17 protein-coding genes are annotated in these 19,602 nt (G+C 41.2%); all 17 read right to left on the reverse strand.

The features are described from left to right. Nucleotides 1-351: 351 nt before the first annotated feature. Nucleotides 352-1,407, reverse strand: a complete 1,056-nt coding sequence (locus BUB05_RS00020; protein ID WP_245819688.1) for a PTS sugar transporter subunit IIC — start codon at nt 1,405-1,407, stop codon at nt 352-354. A gap of 273 nt (nt 1,408-1,680) precedes the next feature. Beyond that, complete coding sequence (locus tag BUB05_RS18905; RefSeq protein ID WP_073045271.1) at nt 1,681-2,667, reverse strand: xanthine dehydrogenase family protein molybdopterin-binding subunit; 987 nt, start codon at nt 2,665-2,667, stop codon at nt 1,681-1,683. 14 nt (nt 2,668-2,681) lie between these two features. Next, on the reverse strand, nt 2,682-4,022 hold the full coding sequence (locus BUB05_RS18910) for a xanthine dehydrogenase family protein molybdopterin-binding subunit (protein ID WP_281257981.1): 1,341 nt from the start codon (nt 4,020-4,022) through the stop codon (nt 2,682-2,684). 17 nt (nt 4,023-4,039) lie between these two features. Further along, entirely contained in the window at nt 4,040-4,501 is a 462-nt protein-coding gene (locus BUB05_RS00035) for a (2Fe-2S)-binding protein (RefSeq protein WP_073045274.1), read from the reverse strand. 30 nt (nt 4,502-4,531) lie between these two features. Further along, nucleotides 4,532-5,431, reverse strand: a complete 900-nt coding sequence (locus BUB05_RS00040) for an FAD binding domain-containing protein (RefSeq protein WP_073045276.1) — start codon at nt 5,429-5,431, stop codon at nt 4,532-4,534. A 284-nt stretch (nt 5,432-5,715) separates the two neighbouring features. After that, nucleotides 5,716-7,323 carry a sigma-54 interaction domain-containing protein gene (locus BUB05_RS00045; protein ID WP_073045278.1) on the reverse strand — a complete coding sequence of 536 codons (1,608 nt, stop codon included), beginning with the start codon at nt 7,321-7,323 and terminating at the stop codon, nt 5,716-5,718. Nucleotides 7,324-7,354: 31 nt separating this feature from the next. Beyond that, nucleotides 7,355-8,053: a class I SAM-dependent methyltransferase gene (locus BUB05_RS00050; protein WP_073045282.1), complete on the reverse strand. Its 699-nt coding sequence runs from the start codon at nt 8,051-8,053 to the stop codon at nt 7,355-7,357. Nucleotides 8,054-8,223: 170 nt separating this feature from the next. Further along, nucleotides 8,224-8,820, reverse strand: coding sequence for an amino acid synthesis family protein (locus tag BUB05_RS00055; protein WP_073045285.1), 597 nt, complete (start codon nt 8,818-8,820; stop codon nt 8,224-8,226). A gap of 19 nt (nt 8,821-8,839) precedes the next feature. Next, nucleotides 8,840-9,667, reverse strand: coding sequence for a UPF0280 family protein (locus BUB05_RS00060; protein ID WP_073045289.1), 828 nt, complete (start codon nt 9,665-9,667; stop codon nt 8,840-8,842). 4 nt (nt 9,668-9,671) lie between these two features. Beyond that, nucleotides 9,672-11,186: a DUF362 domain-containing protein gene (locus tag BUB05_RS00065; protein ID WP_073045292.1), complete on the reverse strand. Its 1,515-nt coding sequence runs from the start codon at nt 11,184-11,186 to the stop codon at nt 9,672-9,674. A gap of 15 nt (nt 11,187-11,201) precedes the next feature. Beyond that, complete coding sequence (locus BUB05_RS00070) at nt 11,202-12,365, reverse strand: amidohydrolase family protein (RefSeq protein WP_073045295.1); 1,164 nt, start codon at nt 12,363-12,365, stop codon at nt 11,202-11,204. Between the two features lie 170 nt (nt 12,366-12,535). Next, nucleotides 12,536-13,399 carry an isocitrate lyase/PEP mutase family protein gene (locus BUB05_RS00075; RefSeq protein ID WP_073045298.1) on the reverse strand — a complete coding sequence of 288 codons (864 nt, stop codon included), beginning with the start codon at nt 13,397-13,399 and terminating at the stop codon, nt 12,536-12,538. Between the two features lie 21 nt (nt 13,400-13,420). Next, nucleotides 13,421-14,842, reverse strand: coding sequence for a glutamate mutase L (locus tag BUB05_RS00080; protein WP_073045301.1), 1,422 nt, complete (start codon nt 14,840-14,842; stop codon nt 13,421-13,423). A gap of 4 nt (nt 14,843-14,846) precedes the next feature. Further along, nucleotides 14,847-16,001, reverse strand: a complete 1,155-nt coding sequence (locus BUB05_RS00085; protein ID WP_073045303.1) for a 2-methylaconitate cis-trans isomerase PrpF family protein — start codon at nt 15,999-16,001, stop codon at nt 14,847-14,849. A gap of 11 nt (nt 16,002-16,012) precedes the next feature. After that, nucleotides 16,013-17,863 (reverse strand): cobalamin-dependent protein, encoded by a 1,851-nt coding sequence (locus BUB05_RS00090; protein WP_073045306.1) that lies wholly within the window; start codon nt 17,861-17,863, stop codon nt 16,013-16,015. Further along, nucleotides 17,856-18,380 carry a LeuD/DmdB family oxidoreductase small subunit gene (locus BUB05_RS00095; RefSeq protein ID WP_073045309.1) on the reverse strand — a complete coding sequence of 175 codons (525 nt, stop codon included), beginning with the start codon at nt 18,378-18,380 and terminating at the stop codon, nt 17,856-17,858. The genes BUB05_RS00090 and BUB05_RS00095 overlap by 8 nt, the downstream gene beginning before the upstream one ends. Then, nucleotides 18,380-19,597 carry a 3-isopropylmalate dehydratase large subunit gene (locus BUB05_RS00100; protein WP_245819690.1) on the reverse strand — a complete coding sequence of 406 codons (1,218 nt, stop codon included), beginning with the start codon at nt 19,595-19,597 and terminating at the stop codon, nt 18,380-18,382. The genes BUB05_RS00095 and BUB05_RS00100 overlap by 1 nt, the downstream gene beginning before the upstream one ends. Nucleotides 19,598-19,602: the final 5 nt, after the last annotated feature.

Consider the following 19,602-nt stretch of genomic DNA (forward strand, 5'->3'; position numbering starts at 1 on the left):
AGTTCAGGTCCACGTTTTCATCCTTGAACTTCTTTTCCATTTCTGCTACGTTGCAGTTTTCACACATGTTGTTTCTCCTTCCTTGTTTCTGTTTTTATATTTCAGTTTAATTCGGGTTATATGGTACGAATCATAATTCAATCCGTATTTTCTATTTAATAATTTATTGAGGCATTAAACTATGTCGTATTTAAATTGTTAAATACAGAATACATGATTTGTTTTTCATATATCAATTAATTCAATAGAGTACTCTAATTCAAATATAAGTTCAAAAATACATGCCACCATAAAGGTGGCATATATTAGTTTACAACTTAACAGATTTATTCTGGAATGAAAAAATTCAACTTATATATCCAGTTTTAAATCTTCCGGTTTTATTAAGTTCATTTTCTTCATTGCCTTATACGTTCCAAGTCCGATTACTACAGGAAGCACGAAGTGTACAACAAGGATTGCCATATACATACCGGCTCCGCCATTGCCTGCAGCTTCCATAGCTTCTACTGCACCGAACTGTCCAACTAGTCCTGATGTTCCCATACCTGAACCAATTGAAGTGTTTTCCATCTTAAACACTGTTGTTGCCAACGGTCCGGTTATTGCTGATGTAAGAATTGCAGGTATCCAAACCTTCCAGTTTTTCACTATATTGGGCACCTGAAGCATTGAAGTTCCAAGTCCTTGGGAAATCAATCCTCCAACTCCGTTCACTTCATAGCTGATTACCGCAAACACCACCATTTGGGCTGCACAGCCTGCCGCAGAAGCACCAGCTGCAAGTCCGCTTAAACCAAGCATGATACCAATTGCTGCACTACTGATTGGAAGTGTAAGTGCTATACCCATAAGTACCGAAACCAATATACCCATAGGTACCGGCTGCAGCTCCGTAGCTGCATTTATGAGGTTACCGAAACCAGTCATGAATGCATTGATTCCAGGTCCTGCAAGAGTTCCTACAAGTACACCTACAATAATTGTAACTGCCGGAGTCACAATAATATCTACCTTTGTCTCTTTGGAGACAAGTTTACCAAACTCAGCACCAACCAATCCTGCCAAAAGTGCACCTACAGGTCCACCAAGTGCTGCTCCAGCCGCTCCAGTCATTGTTGAAGCAAACATTACAAGGGGTGGTGCCTGGAGTCCATAGGCTACTGCAACACCTATTCCAGGTCCCGTCATAGCTCTCGCAATAGGCCAAATTGTTTCCGTCAGCAACTTGATTCCAAGCTTTCCACCGATTACGTTTAAGATACTACCGATTATCAGTGTTCCGAATAATCCGAGAGCCATGAAGCTCAAAGTGTCAATAAGGTATCTCTTTACAGAAATCTCAATATTCTTTCTCTTCAAAAAACTCTCTTTTTTCACATTGTTGTTTACATCTGCATTACTCAAATCTGTTCCTCCAATAAATTTATTTTATTATATCACTGCACCATCAAGTCCATACCATGATCAATGGTCCAGTAGTTAAACCGGGATGAGGGCCGGTTTTACTCGGTTTTCTGTGTTACTTTCCTTCTTTTTCCCTGATTGCTTTCAACACAACATCTGCAATTGCAGGAAGATGTGTTATTTTTACTCCCACTGGACCATCAAGTCCATACTATGAATCAATGGTCCAGTAATTAAACCGGGATGAGGGCCGGTTTTACTCGGTTTTCTGTGTTACTTTCCTTCTTTTTCCTTGATTGCTTTCAACACAACATCTGCAGTTGCAGGAAGATGTGTTATTCTTACTCCCACGGCATCATAAATTGCGTTAAGTATTGCTGGCGCTACCGGGACAAGAGCCGGTTCTCCAACTCCTTTGGCACCATACGGACCTGTCGATGAAGGATCTTCAACTACTATGGAATGTATTTCCGGCATATCCTGAGTAGTCTGGATAATATAATTGTTCAGGTCGGCATTTTTTACAATTCCGTCTTTAATGTCAACCTTCTCTGTGAGGGCAAATCCTATTCCCATTGCCACTCCACCTTCAATCTGTCCTTCTATATTTCTTTTGTTTATTGCCTGCCCTACGTCATGAGCACATACAATATTAACTACCTTTACTTCGCCTGTTTCAGTATTGACTTCAACTTCGGCAATTTGTGTTGCATATGCATAAGTCTCGTAAGGTGTTCCCTGCATATCTCCATCAAGAGCGATTGTACTGGGATTGTATTGACCTTTTCCCAGTGCAAGAAGTCCTCTTGCCTTTAGTCCCATCATTATGTCTGTATAAGCAATTGATTTTTCTTCATCACCTTTTACTGAAGCTTTATTGTCTTTTAATATTATATCTTTTTCGCTGCAGTTAAGAAGCTCGGCTGCCACCTTTATAATATTGTCTCTTGCTTCAAGCGCTGCAAAATGACATGCATTCCCTGAAATATAAGTCTGTCTGCTGGCTGAAGTCGCTCCACCCTCAGGAGTTACTCCTGAATCAGCGGATCTTACAACTACCTTGTCAAATGTTACTCCCAGCGTTTCTGCAGTAATTTGAGCCATTACCGTATCCGATCCCTGTCCGATATCTGCAACTCCTGCCAGTACAGTGACCGAACCATCTGCGTGAACTTCTACAAATGCTGCTGCAGGATTTGGCAATCCGGTATTACCTATTCCATACCACATGCATCCCACACCTGTGCCTTTTTTTATCATATTGTCTCCTCCTTCTAACTAGCTGCTTCTTCCGCATCAATTGTGTCTATCTCTTCTCTTGCCTTTTCTCTGGCGGCAATGATAGTATCCCTGATGCCAACACTGTTTGTTAACAACTGTCCTGTTCCTGTTCTTGCTCCAACCTTGAAACAATTCTTGAACCTCATGTCTATAGGGTCGATACCAAGTTGTTCAGCCAGCATGTCTATCTGCGTCTCATGTGCAACGGCAACTTGGGGAACTCCAAATCCTCTCATCGCTCCACACATAGGATTGTTGGTATACACCATGGTTGAAGTGATTTTAATATTTGGCACTTCATAGGGTCCCTGTGCGTGAACCATAGCTCTGGTTATTACAGCCAGTCCGTAAGATCCATAAGCTCCAGTATCCTGCTTCAGTTCCGCTTCCATTGCCAGTATCTTTCCGTCTTTCGTAGCTCCAGTCTTGAATGTCATATAATGAGGATGCCTCTTTGAGGATACCTGCATCGACTCCTGTCTTTTCCTGATCATTTTCACAGGCTTCTCAGTATAGTAGGCCAGAAGGGCAGCATGACACTGTGTTGAAATATCAAGCTTTCCGCCGAATCCCCCTCCAGTATTGCCCTGGATGCTCCTTACTCTGTTAAGAGGAAGTCCAAGCATTACTGCCACTTCACCTCTGTCATAGTGAGGATTCTGTGTAGAACTCCAGAACGTAAGTATTCCTTCTTCAAATTTCGCTATTGTAGCTTCAGTCTCTATGAAGACATGATTTATGGATGGAGTATAGTAGCTGTTTTCAACAATTACATCACACTTCTTGAATGCCTCCTCAACGTCTCCTCTTTTCATGGTCTTTTGAGAAAGGATGTTTGTCTCGCCGTGAACTTTCGGACTGTCTTCTCTCAAAGCATCCTCTATTGTGAATACGCCCTCTATTTCTTCAAGTTCAACCTCTATAAGTCCAAGAGCCTTTTCAAGTATTTCTTCGCTTTCAGCTGCCACCACCGCAAGGGCATCTCCATACCTTCTTACCTTGTCTTCTACAAGAATGGGTTCATCCTTGTTTATGATTCCAATGAGATTTTTACCTGGAATATCCTCGTAAGTGAGGACTGCTGCCACTCCCGGAAGAGTCTTTGCCTTATCAGTGTTTATACTCACAACCTTCGCACTTGCCAACTCACTTCTCTTTACTCCACCATAAAGCATACCTGGAAGATTCAAGTCTCCTACATATTTAGTTTTTCCAAGAACCTTGTCCAGTGCATCTTTCCTTCTTACACTTTTACCGACAACATTGAATTTTTCATCAAGGTGTTCAGCAACATTATTTTTCATTTCAGTCGATTCTTTTTTTTCAACACTCATGATCTATCATCTCCCATTTATTCTATAGCCGCTTCCACAGCTTCTATAATTTTCGTATAACCGGTGCATCTACACAGATTCCCTTCAACTGCAGTCTTTATTTCTTCTTTTGAAGGGTTTGGGTTATTCATCAAAAGAGCCTTTGCAGACAAAATCATTCCAGGTGTACAGTATCCGCACTGTACTGCACCCTTTTCCATAAATGTTTCCTGGAGTCTGTCAAGTTCTCCATTTACACTAAGTCCTTCAATTGTTGTAACCTTTCTACCTTCTACCTGTGGTGCCAGTACGGTACAACTTGTCACAGCTTCATCATCAAGTATTACTGTACATGCACCGCATTCACCTTCACTGCATCCTTCCTTGACGCTTGTCATGCCCAGATCGATCCTTAAAAGGTCTACCAGCCTTTTATTGGAGTATGTTTCTACAGTTACATTTTCTCCATTTAAAATAAAACTTATATTTATCTTTTCCATTTTCATTCCTCCTGTTTAGGATTAAAATAATTACTGAATGCTTTGAGTCTTAATAGATGTAATTACTTCTCTTACAATCCCCTTCACGCTCTCCTTCTTAAAAGGACAAGACGCTCTAGATCCAATATTTTGAACCACTATATCCGATACTTCTTCAAGGCAGCTTTCAATAGTCTTATTATCAAGTTTTTTACCAACAAGTATATTTTCAGCGCTTTCAACCCTGTATGGATGGCTTCCGACAGCGCCCAGAGCAAGACTGCATCTTTCAACCACTTCATCTTCCCCAAGTTTGACAACCATGCCTACAGTCATAATTGATTTTGCAAGCGCCCTTCTTTTTCCAAGCTTTCTGAAAGCGGAAAACTCCCTGTTTCCACCTTTTTTGAAATAGACTTCAAAAAGTATTTCGTCTTTTTCAATGCCTGCTATACTCTTTTTACAACCTGCACAATTGTCTTCAATTTCTCTAGGTGTAAAGAAATCAGCTACAAGTACTTCTCTGCTTCCCCTGCTGCTTTTCAAAACAGCAACTGCATCGAAAGCTGTAAGAGCAGACACCGAATCGGCACAGGCAGATCCTGTAACCACATTTCCTCCGACAGTACCCAGGTTCCTTATCTGGGTAGAACCAACCTTGCTGCAGGCCTGCACAAAAGCAACTGCACATTCCTGTAACAGTTCACTGTTTGAAATCTCTGTAAATGTCGTTCCTGCACCTATTCTAATAAATCCATCATCTTCTCTAATGAAACTCAACTCTTTGATGCCTTTAAGATTTATTACTCTCTCAGGATGGATTTTTTTCTCATTCAACTCCAACACTAAATCTGTTCCACCGGCTATTAAATAAGTCGACTCATCTTTTGCTTCAATCAGCTTAAGTGCTTCATCCATGCTTACTGGATTAAAATAATTAAAACCTTTCATATTTCCTCCTATTACTATTGCATTATCGAACGTTTTCTAACATTTTCAAACACATTCATTCATAACCAAACATATTTCCAGTACCATTGTCATACCACTTATATATATGCAATTTGCATGCCATGTTTTTTGTTGTGATTTCAGGCATTTCAAGCTCCTGAATTCAACAAATTCATTTCAAAATTGAAACATGCATATTAAATGGCTAAAACACAGCCCAAACAAGCAAAAAAGGCATTTCAATATTGTAACCCCCGTTTTTCAATACTGAAATGCCTATTATATTATTCCCTTATATATTCATTTTCTGAAATGCCAAGCTCCTTTATCCTTCTCCACAAAGTTGTAGTACTTATATTCAGCTTTTCAGCCGTCTTTATTTTGGAACCATTGTTTTTTGCAAGTATATCCGTAATCACCCTTTTTTCATATTCCTGCATAATCTCGCACAGACTGGTGCGATCACTGCTCAAGCTTATATTTATACTATGAAATCTGCTTGGCAAATGCTCTTTTGTTATATACCTGCTGTTGCCGCTCATATTGAACGCCTTTTCTATAACATTAACAAGTTCCCTGACATTTCCCGGCCACTTGTAATTAACCAGCAGTTCAAGGGCTTCATCATCTATTCCCTGTATAAACTTACCAAAAGATTGATTCATCCTTCTTATCTGGTTCCTTACTATGAGAGGAATGTCATCTTTAATTCTTCTCAGCGGTTGAATCGGTATATCAATAACATTAAGTCTGTAATACAAATCCAACCTGAACTTGTTTTCCTTTATCAGCTTATCCATGTCCTTGTTTGTTGCTGCTATGATCCTTATATCAAGAGGAATGTTGGTTTTTCCTCCTATCCTCTTCACTTCTCTCTCCTGAAGAACTCTCAACAATTTGCTCTGCAAGTCAATCTGCATTTCGCTTATTTCATCAAGAAACAAGGTTCCTCCGTTTGCCTGCTCAAAAACACCCTGCTGTCCTTCCTTTACCGCTCCTGTAAATGATCCTTTTTCATACCCAAAAAAACTGCTTTCCATAAGATTGGGCGGTATTGCAGCACAGTTTATTGCTACAAAGGGCTGGTCTTTCCTATTGCTTTCATTATGAATGGACTGGGCGAAAAGTTCCTTACCCGTGCCCGTCTCCCCTATTATAAGAACGCTGGAGATCGATTTGGCAGAAAGTTTTGCAACTTCCTTTGCTCTTCTCATCTCCATTGATTCACCAATTATGTCTTCGAAATTGTATTTCGCATTTTGATGTTTCTTGACTTCACTTAAAAGCTTCTGATTTTTTTTCATAGTATCGTCATTATTGAATCCAAAACCGAATTCCTTATTAATCGGTATCCTGACTGCCGAAGCACCCATAATATAATTCGAATCCCCTATGACTGGCATTTGGCTGGTCATGGCTTCTTTTGCAGCTTCAGAAACATTACCCAGATATGCCTTGCTCTCATTACCATCAGAATCGAAGGAAGCAATTCTGGTACCCCCTTTGTCAAACAATACAGCTTCTCCACCAACAACCTTTGCAATAACCGGCAAGGACTCCGTAAGAGAGTTTTTTAATTCCCTGTATGTTTTTACCCTTTCGTAGTTGCTGGCACATAATACATATTCGCCAACAGGAATACTCCATGCTTCAACACCGTTTTCAATCTGTGACATGCCGTATTTGGGCTTATTCTCAAATGCTGCCTCACAGGCCAGCCTGTAGAATACTCCTCTCAATTCTACAATTTCTTTCCCTTCAGAATCCACAGTCTTTATTCTATATCCATCTTTGTCCGTTACAGTTACAAAACCCATCGTCACTTTTGAAATAATACTCATGGATTCCAAAAGAATCTCCAGTGTTTTGTCATTTTTTATATCAGAATTCATATTCACCTCTTATCTGCACAACAATAACAAATTATTTTTTACCTATTACCAGCAGCTGAGTGCACCTCTTAATACCGTAATTATTATAATTGCACCTTATGCGTTCTGCACTCTGACAGAAATATTCGTATTTATCTGAATTCACTGCCTTCAAGAGCATGTCATCCAACCTCCCAAGCTTTTTCTCGATTTTCATGTCATACTCCAATGTCTCATTGTATTCAGTTATCTCCAAGGAATTCAATCCAAGACTTGATGCCACCCTTATTATCTCTTCCCTTTCAAATGTTCTGTTGTGTATCTTTCCCAGTTCAGTATCTATTTCGCTCTCAAGGATATGGAGCATTCCATGGGTATTCCTTGAATTGTCACAACAATCATGAAACATCTCGTTGATTATAAAATATCCTCCTACCTTCAACACCCTTTTCATTTCCTGCAGTACACTTCCCATATCATTCAAGTGATGCAAGGTATTTGAAATTGATACTGCATCGAAATACCTGTCAGGGTATTCCAGATTGTATGCATTCATGAACTGAAACTTAATATTGTGTTCTTCCTTTGATTTCAAATTGTTCAATTCATCAACATTTATATCAATTCCTATAAGTTTTTCATAAGATCCGGCATATTCCTTCATCCTGAAGAGAAATTCTCCTCTTCTTGTTCCAACATCTATTGCTCTTCCTAAATCTTTATTTCCAAAAACTCTCTTAAAATTCTCCATCTTTTATTCTCCCCTCATATTTATCAATATCATCTCAATTATTTACCGATATTTATTTCTGCAGATTCGGATGATTTCGTTTCTGAAATGCAAGCTTTCAATTCTGCAATGCCATATGTTAGATAAAACCTGTTCCGGTAAATTTTCAGAACAGGTCCATCGTTGATTGATTATCTCAAACCGTCTTCGAATTTAGCAGTTTCTATTGTAAGTCCGCCAACTCTTGGATGAGGTCTTCCGCAGTTTGTGATTACAAGACCCAGTACTATTTCATTAGCCATTGGAGCATCGGGAATTCTTATTTCCATTGAATCGAAATGAGTACGGATGAACGCTGCATCCTTATGGTTTAATCCGATGTCTAAAGACGTGCCCATTGTTCCTACTTTCTTGTTTGAAGGAATAAGAGCAAGACCTCTTACAATTGCCTGTCTGAAAGGCTTTCCAAGTTTTGGATGCATAATTGCGGCAGCATGCTCCAGTTCACCGTTTGCACCTACTATTGCACCTTTACCGTATGACTCTACTTCTTCAGGCTTAAGTCCTGCAGCGGCAAGTCCCTTTTCCACCATGATTGGAGCTATGTATGCTCCCCAATCTGAAAGGAATTCCAAATCGTCAACATATTTTCCAGCAAATGGATTCTCTATTACAGCGCATATTGCAACTCTCTTATGCTGATTTCCTTCTATTTCTTTTCCACCGTCGCTGTTTATTTCCTCAACATTTGTATAAAATTTTCTGATTTTAATATCTTTAACATCCATTTTGTACTCTCCTGTAGTTTTATTTTATTACTGCAATCCCTTCAGGGATTGTCAATATATCCTTTTCAAGCACTATTGCAGCACCTGTGATTATAGAATTTTCAACCAATCCTTCTGCAGCTTCAAATCCATTAAGCAACGCCATAAGTTTCTTTTGTCTATCAATTTTGCCTACTTTTACAGTTATCAAATGCCCCGGTATATCTGTTCCTTCATCAATCTCTTCAGCCGGCACCCTTATGATATTGGGGTCATCCACATTGGTCATATTTCCAAGATAAGTTGCACACACATCAGCAACCGAAGCCTTTTGTCCAAGGGCTACTGCCTTTGTGGCTATTCCTTTAGTGAAGCTTCTTCCTCCCAGACCGCTTGTACATATTCCTTCAATCTTCATTTCTGGAGTTATTTCAATCCTGAGTCCCTGAGTAAGGTCTTCAATCGGAATTCCAACAATGAATGACTTGCCTGTCAAGTCTTTGAGTGCAATGTCTCCTCCATTGTTAACTATGACTCTTTCTCCTCCATACTTCAATGCCCGTTCAAGGGCATATTCGGAAAAGGAACCTGCCACTGCTGCCAGGGGGCTGAAAGAACTGTCCCCTAATAGATTTACTGCAGATATCATCTTGTTCAATACAAGCGGATATTCACCCATTACTCTATAGCTTTCATGGGATTTTATTATTTTCATATATACCAGCATTCTATTGAATTGTTCAATCAGGTCCTGTGCAACTTTTTCGGCGATTTTCACCTGTCCCTTGCCATTGGTCCTTATATCAATAACCATCTGGATGGGACCATAGTCTAGAAAGGTCCTGCTTTCATCAAGGATCTGAAGCATAATTCTAAAGTCCCAGTTCTTTCATTACTTCTTTTTTGCTTCTTATGCTGGCAACATGTCCGCCAAGCTCTTCATACTTCTCTCTTGTCATTGTATATTCAACTGGTGCAACTGTCGCAGGCGTCGGTACCCAAGTTGTAGATTCCTCAACCATTTTCGATACATCAACCATGAAGTTGATTCCTCCACCAGGCAGTATGAACGCAGGCGCACCAGCTACAGTCATATTTATCTCTTCATTGTGGACCGCATCAGAAAGCTTTTTGGGGAAGTTAACAGCTCCAGCTCTTGCACTTCCTCCTGTTCCTCCAGTGTAGATTACCGAAGTCTTCGACACTTCACAGGTTTCCTTTATAAGATTGACAGCATCCATTACTTCCTGAGTCATGTCAACGGACTCAACAGAACCGTCAGCTTTTACAGCAAAAAGGGCAGCCTTTTGTCCGGTGGTTTCCGTTACCAATATTTTCATACCTTCTTTTGCAAGGTTCATATCCACAGAAACTATGGCATCTCTTGGATTCATAACTTCAGTACCACCCCAGCCGTGGCCGTGTACACCAAAGTATCTTCCAACTGTAGACTTTGTTCCAAATGGAACAACTCCGCTGTACTTCATTCCAACGTCTGCTCCAGCCATATGCTCAGACAAAAGTCCTATAACATGATAGTCAAGTATTACAGCTTCATCAACGACTTCAGAAAATCTCTTGGCAAACATACCTATGGTAGCACTTCCGCAACCAACTCTCATAAGCTTCTCTTCCTGTCCGTCGATTATAGGAGCGTGACCTTGCTGAATTTCAAGTTTACTTCCCTGATCAACCTTAAGAGTCACTCTTCTGCCGTTTGCAAGGTCTACAATCGTCTTTGCAACTATGAACCCGTCATTACCGTTGCTTAGAAGGTTTGCACCACCGATTGTAAGCATCTTTGAACCATATTCCTCGGTAGTAACCATACCAACAAGCTTTCCATCTCTTTTTACCTTTGCTCCTTCTTCACCGATATGGAGGTTTGTGTCAAGCTTGACCTTTACGCCACTATAGCTAAGGGGTGCTTCAGTAACGACAGTCACAACGTCTACGCCTTCCACCTTCTCCTGTACTATGTACGGAGCCGGTCTGCAGCACGGATAGTTTGTTCCTCCTCCAACAGCAGTTATCAAGGGCTTGTATGGAAGGTTTCTTATTGCCGGTTCATTTGTTATTGCCTCAACTACAAGCTTTCTGTTTCTTTCAAGTGTTCCATTGTTGTTTGTGTATCTTTTACAGGCACCTGTCTGCCCTACAGGTATTGAGCACCTTACAGGACAGTGAGTGCATGTTTCATTTGCACTGTCCTTTTCTCCAACAGTTTTTTCTATTGCATCTACAGGGCATACCCTTGAACAGATTCCACAGCTTACGCATGCATCATTTGTTGCAGCTTTTTTGTCTGTTACTTTAATAGCATCCAGGGGACAATTTTTTTCACAAAGCTTGCACCCTATGCATTTTTCCAAATCAATATTTATCATTTGCTTGCTCCTAAATTAAACTATTGACGGCTGTCTGGTTGCCGGTGGTGTATTTTTGCTTTTCTTGACTACAACATTTCCATCAACAATAACAAATGCAATACCCGGAAGGTCTCCTACTTCCAGTGCCTCCAAAGCATCTTTTCCGGCAGAACCCATAGGTGCATCCATTATTACAAAGTCAGCTTCTCTTCCCGCTTCAATTTTTCCTCTGTTCAGCTTGAACTTGTCAGCATTGTTTCCAGTTCCTATGCAGATTGCTTCTGCAGCCGAAACACCTTCACAGCATGATGCAAGGTATGACATGGTTCTTATCTGACTTAGAGGTATAACTCCTGTGCCGGAAGGGGCATCAGTTCCCATAAGAATCCTGTTTAATTGGCCTTTCTCTGCAAGCCTCTCCGCAACATGTTTAAGTATTCTAAAGTTTCCGCACTGGATAACCTCAAGGCTCAGTTCGGTTTCATCTATCAACTTGTCTACTTCCTCTACAGGTATTGAAGTAGGTCCGCCGTTTATATGCGAAACAACATCAGGATCAGTAGCAATTACGTCATTGGCTGATATTGAACTGCTGCCTGGAATGCTTGTTCCACCTGTATGCATCATTACTGTCATTCCATTTTCCTTGGCCCATTTGACCATAGGCGCTGCATCTTCAGGCTTCTTTACTGTACCAAGACCGACTTCACCAACTACATCAACACCTTCAGCCGCAAGCTCCTTAAAATCTTCCTCTATGAGTCCCTGCTCAAGAATGAGTGAACCTCCATGGAACTTTGCTCCACCTGGCTTGAAATTCATTGAGCTTTTCTTTCCCAATACTGCCAGAGCCTTTGTACCTGCTCTGTCCTTTGGTCTTCCTGGAGTATGGGGCTCACCCGCAGATATGAAGGTTGTTATTCCACCGTGTACCGAGCTTTCCATGAATCCGACAATACTTTGTCTAGGTGAAAAATCTCCCAAAACAGGGTGTACATGAGTGTCTATTATACCGGGAATAAGTGTGGTACCGTTTGCATCAATAACACTTTCGGCAGTATATTTTTTCTCAATCTCCACTCCACCTACTTCCTTAATCACACCATTCTCTACTACTACTGTATTTGCATCCAATATTGGATTCTTGATATCTCCCGAGACCATTGTTCCAATATTTTTAATAATTAATACTGACATAAAAACCTCCAAATATATTTTAAAAAATCCAGCATCCCATCATATTTTAATCCTGTCATTTTCATATCCCGACTCAATACTGCCATTCACTGTTCTGCAGTCTATTTGCAATATCGGGCAGGATGATCATTTCATTTATTCGGTGAACAATCAAGGATGCCAAAAATTTCCTACTTAATAAATTTCTTTCCCATCGCGTTATATTCTTCAAGTCCTATAAGCTTGTTGAAATCAGGGAATTCAATCATCTCATTCATCATTCCTTCAGTTGTATCCTTTTCCATCAATTCCTTCATAAGCTTCTGCATCATGAATGCAGTGACATATGTCGATGCTGTAGGCCAGATTACAAGGTTGTAACCAAGGTCTTGCAATTTTGCATTTGTGAATAAAGGAGTTCTTCCACCTTCAACCATATTTGCCAAAGTTGGTGCTTTTATTTCCTTGTTCAGGATCTCCATTTCTTCTTCAGCTTCCAGTGACTCAAGGAAAATTATGTCCGCCCCTGCAGCTTCGTAGGCTTTAACTCTTTTAAGCGCTTCTTCGAAACCGTGATTTGTTCTTGCATCTGTTCTTGCAATAATAAGCATATTTTCATCTGTTCTAGCTTCTCTGGCAGCTTCAATTTTTCCAACCATTTCTTCCATAGGGACAACTTGTCTTCCAAGCATGTGCCCGCATCTCTTAGGTGCCACCTGATCTTCAAGCTGTATGGCAGCCACTCCTGCCTTCTCATAAAGTTCTACAGTTCTCATTACGCTTAGTGCATTTCCAAATCCAGTATCCGCATCTGCAATTACAGGAACATCTACTGCACTTACAAATTTCGCAGCCCTGTCAACCATTTCTGTAAGGGTCAAAAGACCTACATCAGGCTTTCCAAGCGCACTTGCAGCCTGTCCATATCCTGTCATATAAACAGCTTTGAATCCCGCCTGTTCTATAACTCTTGCCGTGAGCACATCATGAGCTCCCGGCGCTACCAAAATTTCCTTTGCTTCCAACATTTTCTTCAATTCAACTCTTGCATTCATTTTAATCTCCCGAATAATTTATTATTTTTCTGCCAAAAATTTCCTTTTCAAGACTTCCATGGCATAATCCTTGTCCTGCTCCATTATATTTCCTGCTGCAAAAAGCAGATAATCCTTGTCGATGATGATTTTTGGATTTTTAGGAAGCAACGACATGTTTCTATCTTTCAAGGCTTCTCTTATGATAGCCTTGCTTTTCTCTTCATCATTATGTGAAAATATACCGCCGACACCTATGACAAGATCTACATTTCTCAAGTCTCTTCCAATAGGCATTCCGGTATTATATCCTTTGAAGGCGTCCGCTTCCGATGCATATCTTCCTGCATGCCTTTTCAAGGCAACTTCCACTGCAGTCTCTGCAAGGAGAGTATCGAAAAGCTCTTCTCTTTCATTTGATGCCAGATGAGACGGATTTTCCTCAACCATTTCACAATACTCTTCAAACTCATGAACCATTTCTGCAGTATTAAGATTTCTTTTTTCAAGTATTATCCTTGAATCAACTGCATCTATAATTCCTACGGCGCTTATCCTCAATCCAAGATTTCCTTCAACGGTCCTGTAAGACATCTGCTTCTCATTTGTTACTACAAGGCCTCTTTCCTCTGCATCAAGCTCTTCCATCTGGGGAATCACAGAATGTATGTCCGTAGTGGCCCCGCCAAGGTCGACTATTACAAGTTCTCCTATTCCTTCGGTCTTGTAGGTTCCCTTGGCAAGAAGCTCTGCTGCCATGAGGACCGCTCCAGGCGTTGGAATGATCTTATCATTGGTTATTACCTGCTGCAGAGCATTAAGTCCTTCAGCCTTGGTAATCTCCTTGATGAATTCCATATGAATTGCTTCTCTTGCTTCCTTCACCCGCAACTCGTGTATTGTAGGCATGATATTGGGTACTCTGATGTGATTGATGTTTCCAGCCTTGAGAATTTTGGCTACTTTCCTCTGTGCATTGAGATTACCCGCTATGACAACTACCGCATTTGTTTCACTTTGAACAATCAGTTCGGCATTTTCAATTATTGATTTTTCATCTCCGCCATCGGTTCCTCCGGCAAGAAGTATTATGTCAGGGCTTATTTCCTTTAAAACCTGAACCCGAAAATCAGCAGGATCCTCATTTGACAGGATTTCAAGTATCTTGGACCCTGAATTCATTGCCACTTCCTTTGCCGCCTTTGCAGTAACCCTCATCATGTAACCAATGGCAACCATTCTTAGACCTCCTGCAGCACTGCTTGAAGACAGCACGAATTCAGCCTCTATTTTCTCTTCGTCAAGACTTTCCTTCATCAAATCAAGTCCGTTCTTTATGCCTGAATATACATTTTTTACAGTGGTTGGCGACTGAACTGTAGCCACCAACTCACTGTTTCTGAACAGTCTTTGTTTTGTATAGGTACTTCCTATATCAATTATATGAAAATCGTACCTTTCCATTTAATTACTCCCCGGCAGGTGTGTAACAGAAACCGTCCATTATTCTTCTTGCAGTCCTGTTTATGGCAGCTTTGTCAAGTATCCAGCCGTTGTCATCCTTGTGTGCCTCTACATCAATGGTGATTGTTCCTGATGGATGGCCGATTTTCAATATGCTTTCCTGTCCCTTGTTCTTTGCTTTCATTGCTTCATTTACCAGTGTTCCCTCAATTCTTGCTGCAGCGCCTGTACATATGGTACCTGTTCCGGCATAAGTCTTGTGGATTACCTGCATAAACATAAGTCTTGAAACAAAGTCTGTTGCATCTTCACCAATTTTTTTGTTAGAACCAAATGCCGTATAATCCTGTGATTCTGATACAAATGCAACCATTGGGAATGCAGGTGCATTTTTAAGTGCATCATCAAGATCCTTTGCTGCTCCAATAATAATTGCGGCATTTCCTCTGATTTCTTCCAGAATGCCAAGTATTCTTTCATCCTTGTCTATCTGACTTGGTGTTTCTATTCCTGTAAGTCCCAAATCTTTTGCTCTTACGAATATAACCGGATTTGCAGCATCAACAAGTGAAAATTCAATCTCTCCGATTTCTGATATTGTCATCTTGTCAACAGGATTTCCAGTAGGAAGAAGCTTTCCTGTCTTTGAACCTGCAGTATCGGAAAAATCTATTTCAATTTTCTGTCCTGTTCCAGGAACTCCTGCTATTGCATAGTCTCCATCCACTACTGCTATACCATCTTCCACCTTCACTGTCTCTACAAGAATCTTGCCGGTATTTGTATTGTGCACCCTTACTGTAGTGTAAGGCTCGGTAACTTCAACAAGTCCCTCGTCTACTGCATAAGGTCCTACCCCTGCAGAAATGTTGCCGCAGTTTCCTGAATAGTCGATTGTAGGAGCAACATATGATACCTGGCCGAATGTATAGTTAACATCGGCATCTTCTCTTGTGGACTTTCCAATAATAGCCATCTTGCTTGTAAGGGGTTCAGCTCCTCCAAGCCCGTCTATCTGTCTTATATCAGGGCTTCCAAATATTCTGAGAATTCTGCTTGTTCTTTCAGCATCATCCTTTGGAAGAACTTCTTCATTTATGAATATACCCTTGCTCGTTCCTGCTCTCATTATTACTACACGTGTCTTGTCCTGCTTCATGTCAGTACCTCCTACTTGTTTCCAAGTTTTTCATTTAATAAGTCTACTGTATCCTTGGGGTCTGTTCCTGGACCAAAGAATGCATCAACTCCTAAAAATCCAGTTCCTTCTTCCTTAATCTTTTTCTCGAACATTTCATGCTCTTCTTCCTTTTCAGCAATTCTTCCACCGGCGAACAGTGCTACCTTGTCTCTGATTCCAAGTTCCTTTAGACGCTTGTCAACTCTTGGGAAAAGATCAACTCCAAGTCCAAGAAGATTGCTTATTCCTATTGCAGAAGCATTTGTTTCGGCTGCAACCTCAGCTACCGTTTCAGGAAGGTTCATTCCTCTAAGGAATATAACTTCGTATCCAGCCTGCTCGATGGCTTCCTTTATCATATTAATTCCTACAACGTGTGCATCTGCTCCAACTGTAGCCATAACCACTTTTTCCTTGTAGATTATTGGTGCTCTTTCTTCCACCTTTACATCCGAATAGGATACAGGCATATATTTTTCGTCTACTCCCAGCGGAGTGTGTCCGTTAATATATCTTCTGATACCGTCAGTATCCCTGTGGGTCTTAACGAATCTCTTCAGGTCCCAGCCACCAGATCTTGGTGTATCAAGGATACCGCTTCTACCTGCTTCAACTATCAGGTCTATAAGCTCTGTATCTTCAAACTTGTTCCAGAAGTCTGCATTTACTTCCTCAACCTTGAGCATTTTGTCAAGCTTTAGCGCCGCAGTAAGAACTGCCATTGCTTCTTCCTGGATTTCAACTTTTCTCTTGTCAATTGCAGGGTCGTTTATTTCAACCTTGTGTACATTTTCAAAAACGTTTTGAGACGCCCACATTGCCTTGGCCATGGATTCTCCTGTTGGTATTCCAACATTCTCTGCAGCCTTAGGTCTGTAGAAGTTCGCTCCTGCAAGCTTTGCGCTTAGAGCCATTCTCGCGAAATGTCCCTGCTCTGCAATAAGGTCTGCAGGAGGATTCTGGAATGTTTCAGGTACCGATATTATGAACTCGCTCCAAATAGATTCCCTGAATGCCTTAACAAGGGCAAGGTCCGCAATGAGGTTTATTCCAGCTACATTCATTTGAATTCCGCTAAGTGCAGGGTCCATTCCCGCCTTTACTGCAAGTCCTTCTGAAAGCATGCACATTGCCAGTGCCATTCCGTCTGTTCCCATGATGTTGTTGATATGCTTGTGGGTATCCAACTGTATGAACATATTGTTTTCAGCACAGATCTGTATAGCCTTGTATCCGCTTTCAACCTTCGTCCTGAAGTCGTGGATTCCCCTGCCTCCAAAATGGACGTGAACTACAGGACCTATATCCGTACCGTCAAATCCCGCAACAAGTGCATTAAGTACGTTCAGGTAAGTAGTGTCTCCGGTTGCGTTGATTCTCATCGGATGAACAGATCCGCCGCCTTTTTGCACATATTCTCTTTCTCCGGCAGGAGTGATTCCTCCCTTTCCCCTTGACTGTTCTATTAGCTCAAGTCCGTCCAGGGGATCGATATGTCTTGTTGCTTCAGAGTGTACGAAATGGAAAAATTTAACTCCAAGCTTTTCAGCCATTTTGTGCATTGCTTCAGACTCGTTCCATGTCTCTTCCGCCGAATTTCTTCCAAGTATAGGATTCATTACAGGTATGCCTGTTTCAGCAGCCTTTCTTCCAAGTTCAGATATCCTGTAACCGCTTCTTACTACTCCGCAAACCTCCCTTGGGTATGCATCAGGAAGGTCGTGAACCACTCCGTCTTCATCAGCCCAAGGCATCTTCACTCCAAATGCATCTTCGTATGCTCTAATACGATCCATATTTTCTCTAATAATTCTTTCCGTGTTCGGTCTTTGTTTACTCACTGATTTCACCTCTGTTAATTAGTTTTATTCTAACCTTGTTTATCAAGCCGCCCGCTTCCAATGTTTCAAAAGTCGTTTGTGAAAGCTTTGTTAACTTATATTTATTTTGAGATCTTAAATTGGTCAATATCGCATTTTCGACATCAAGCTCAAGCATATCTCCTTCCTTGTATTCCGCTTTTATCATTTCCATCGCATCCGTCACCATCACGGGCAACCCGATGTTAATGGAATTTTTTCTGAATATTCTTGCAAAGGAGCTTGATATAATGGCTCCCATTCCTGTGCTTTTAAGCGCCAAAGGTGCCTGTTCCCTTGAAGAACCGCATCCAAAATTGTCATCAGCCAATATTATGTCACCAGGTTGAACCCTTTCTGCAAAATCAGGTATGCTGCTCCCGCAAAGGGCAACCTTCTTAAGCTCTTCAGGCGGGTAAGACATGGCAAAACCCGGAAGCACCTGGTCAGTGTCTATGTTCTCTCCAAACAGGAATCCTCTTCCTACTATCTTTTCCATCACTTCACCTCCAATGGTTCTACAGTTCCCGGAACTGTCAGACAACCTTCTACAGCACTTTCAGCCGCAATCCTTGGAGAAGCCAGATATATGCTTGCGTCCTTGTGACCCATTCTTCCCGGGAAGTTTCTGTTTGTTGATGAAACAGCCACATCATCGAAATTCAAGAGTCCCTGATGTGCTCCAAAGCAAGGTCCGCATCCCGGATTTGTAACCATTGCGCCTGCATCCCTGAATATCTTCGTCAGTCCGTCATCATCCATTCTCTGTGCTATGGATTTCGAACCGGGCACTACTATCATATTTACTCCTGGTGCAACAACTCTGTCTTTTAGTATGTCAGCAGCAATTTTCATGTCGGAATATCTTCCATTAGTACAGCTGCCAAGAACAACCTGGTTGATCCTGACTCCTGCCACTTCAGCCACAGGCTTTACATTTCCTGGTGATGACGGACATGCTACACAAGGAACTATGGAAGATGCATCTATCTTGTAAGTCTTGTGAACTTCTCCAATTTCCTCATCTCCCTGGTCGATAAACCCTATCATTGCTCCCATTTCTATCATCATGTTTGAAATAGTCATTTTTTCTTCGTTTGTAAGTCCAAGTATTACATTTCCCGAAAATATTACAGCTTCGTCTGTAAATCCATTTGTTCCGAATTTCCCTATTACGTGGAGGATGATATCCTTTGCATATACTCCCGGATTTAGTTCTCCATCTATTGATATAAGGTTTGTTACGGGAACCTCAAAGTCTATCTTTCCAAGAGCCATGACAGCTGCCAGTTCAGTGGATCCAACAGGTATCGCCACCACTCCGTAAGCTCCGGCAGTACAGGTATGGGAATCCGCACCGACTATTATGTCGCCCTTCTTATATAGGTTCTCTTCACTTATAACCTGATGGATAACTCCCTCGCTTCTTCCGTAATAATGCACTCCATAATCGTCTGCAAAAGACTGGAGTGTCTTGTGCTGCACTCTGGAATTCACACTGGCACAAGGAATATTATGATCGGATACAAGTGCTATCTTTTTCTTGTCGAATACATGCTCTACTCCGATTTTCTTGAACTGTTCTATTGCCATAGGCGCTGTAACGTCATGGGCTATGGCAAGATCCACATCCATGCTCAGTTCTTCACCGACAGTTACCGTATCAACGCCTGCATGTTTCGCTATTATTCTTTCAATAATATTAATTTCAATCAACTCCT

Origin of the sequence: Dethiosulfatibacter aminovorans DSM 17477 (genome assembly GCF_900142005.1) — a bacterium.
Taxonomy (GTDB): Bacteria; Bacillota; Clostridia; order Tissierellales; family Dethiosulfatibacteraceae; genus Dethiosulfatibacter; species Dethiosulfatibacter aminovorans.

Coding starts and splice junctions, on each gene's coding strand:
- BUB05_RS00050 (WP_073045282.1), bottom strand. CDS start 8,053: ATGGAGAATTTTAAGAGAGTTTTTGGAAATAAAGATTTAGGAAGAGCA.
- BUB05_RS00040 (WP_073045276.1), bottom strand. CDS start 5,431: ATGAAAGGTTTTAATTATTTTAATCCAGTAAGCATGGATGAAGCACTT.
- BUB05_RS00065 (WP_073045292.1), bottom strand. CDS start 11,186: ATGATAAATATTGATTTGGAAAAATGCATAGGGTGCAAGCTTTGTGAA.
- BUB05_RS00070 (WP_073045295.1), bottom strand. CDS start 12,365: ATGTCAGTATTAATTATTAAAAATATTGGAACAATGGTCTCGGGAGAT.
- BUB05_RS18910 (WP_281257981.1), bottom strand. CDS start 4,022: ATGAGTGTTGAAAAAAAAGAATCGACTGAAATGAAAAATAATGTTGCT.
- BUB05_RS00055 (WP_073045285.1), bottom strand. CDS start 8,820: ATGGATGTTAAAGATATTAAAATCAGAAAATTTTATACAAATGTTGAG.
- BUB05_RS00080 (WP_073045301.1), bottom strand. CDS start 14,842: ATGGAAAGGTACGATTTTCATATAATTGATATAGGAAGTACCTATACA.
- BUB05_RS18905 (WP_073045271.1), bottom strand. CDS start 2,667: ATGATAAAAAAAGGCACAGGTGTGGGATGCATGTGGTATGGAATAGGT.
- BUB05_RS00045 (WP_073045278.1), bottom strand. CDS start 7,323: ATGAATTCTGATATAAAAAATGACAAAACACTGGAGATTCTTTTGGAA.
- BUB05_RS00075 (WP_073045298.1), bottom strand. CDS start 13,399: ATGAATGCAAGAGTTGAATTGAAGAAAATGTTGGAAGCAAAGGAAATT.
- BUB05_RS00035 (WP_073045274.1), bottom strand. CDS start 4,501: ATGGAAAAGATAAATATAAGTTTTATTTTAAATGGAGAAAATGTAACT.
- BUB05_RS00095 (WP_073045309.1), bottom strand. CDS start 18,380: ATGGAAAAGATAGTAGGAAGAGGATTCCTGTTTGGAGAGAACATAGAC.
- BUB05_RS00085 (WP_073045303.1), bottom strand. CDS start 16,001: ATGAAGCAGGACAAGACACGTGTAGTAATAATGAGAGCAGGAACGAGC.
- BUB05_RS00060 (WP_073045289.1), bottom strand. CDS start 9,667: ATGCTTCAGATCCTTGATGAAAGCAGGACCTTTCTAGACTATGGTCCC.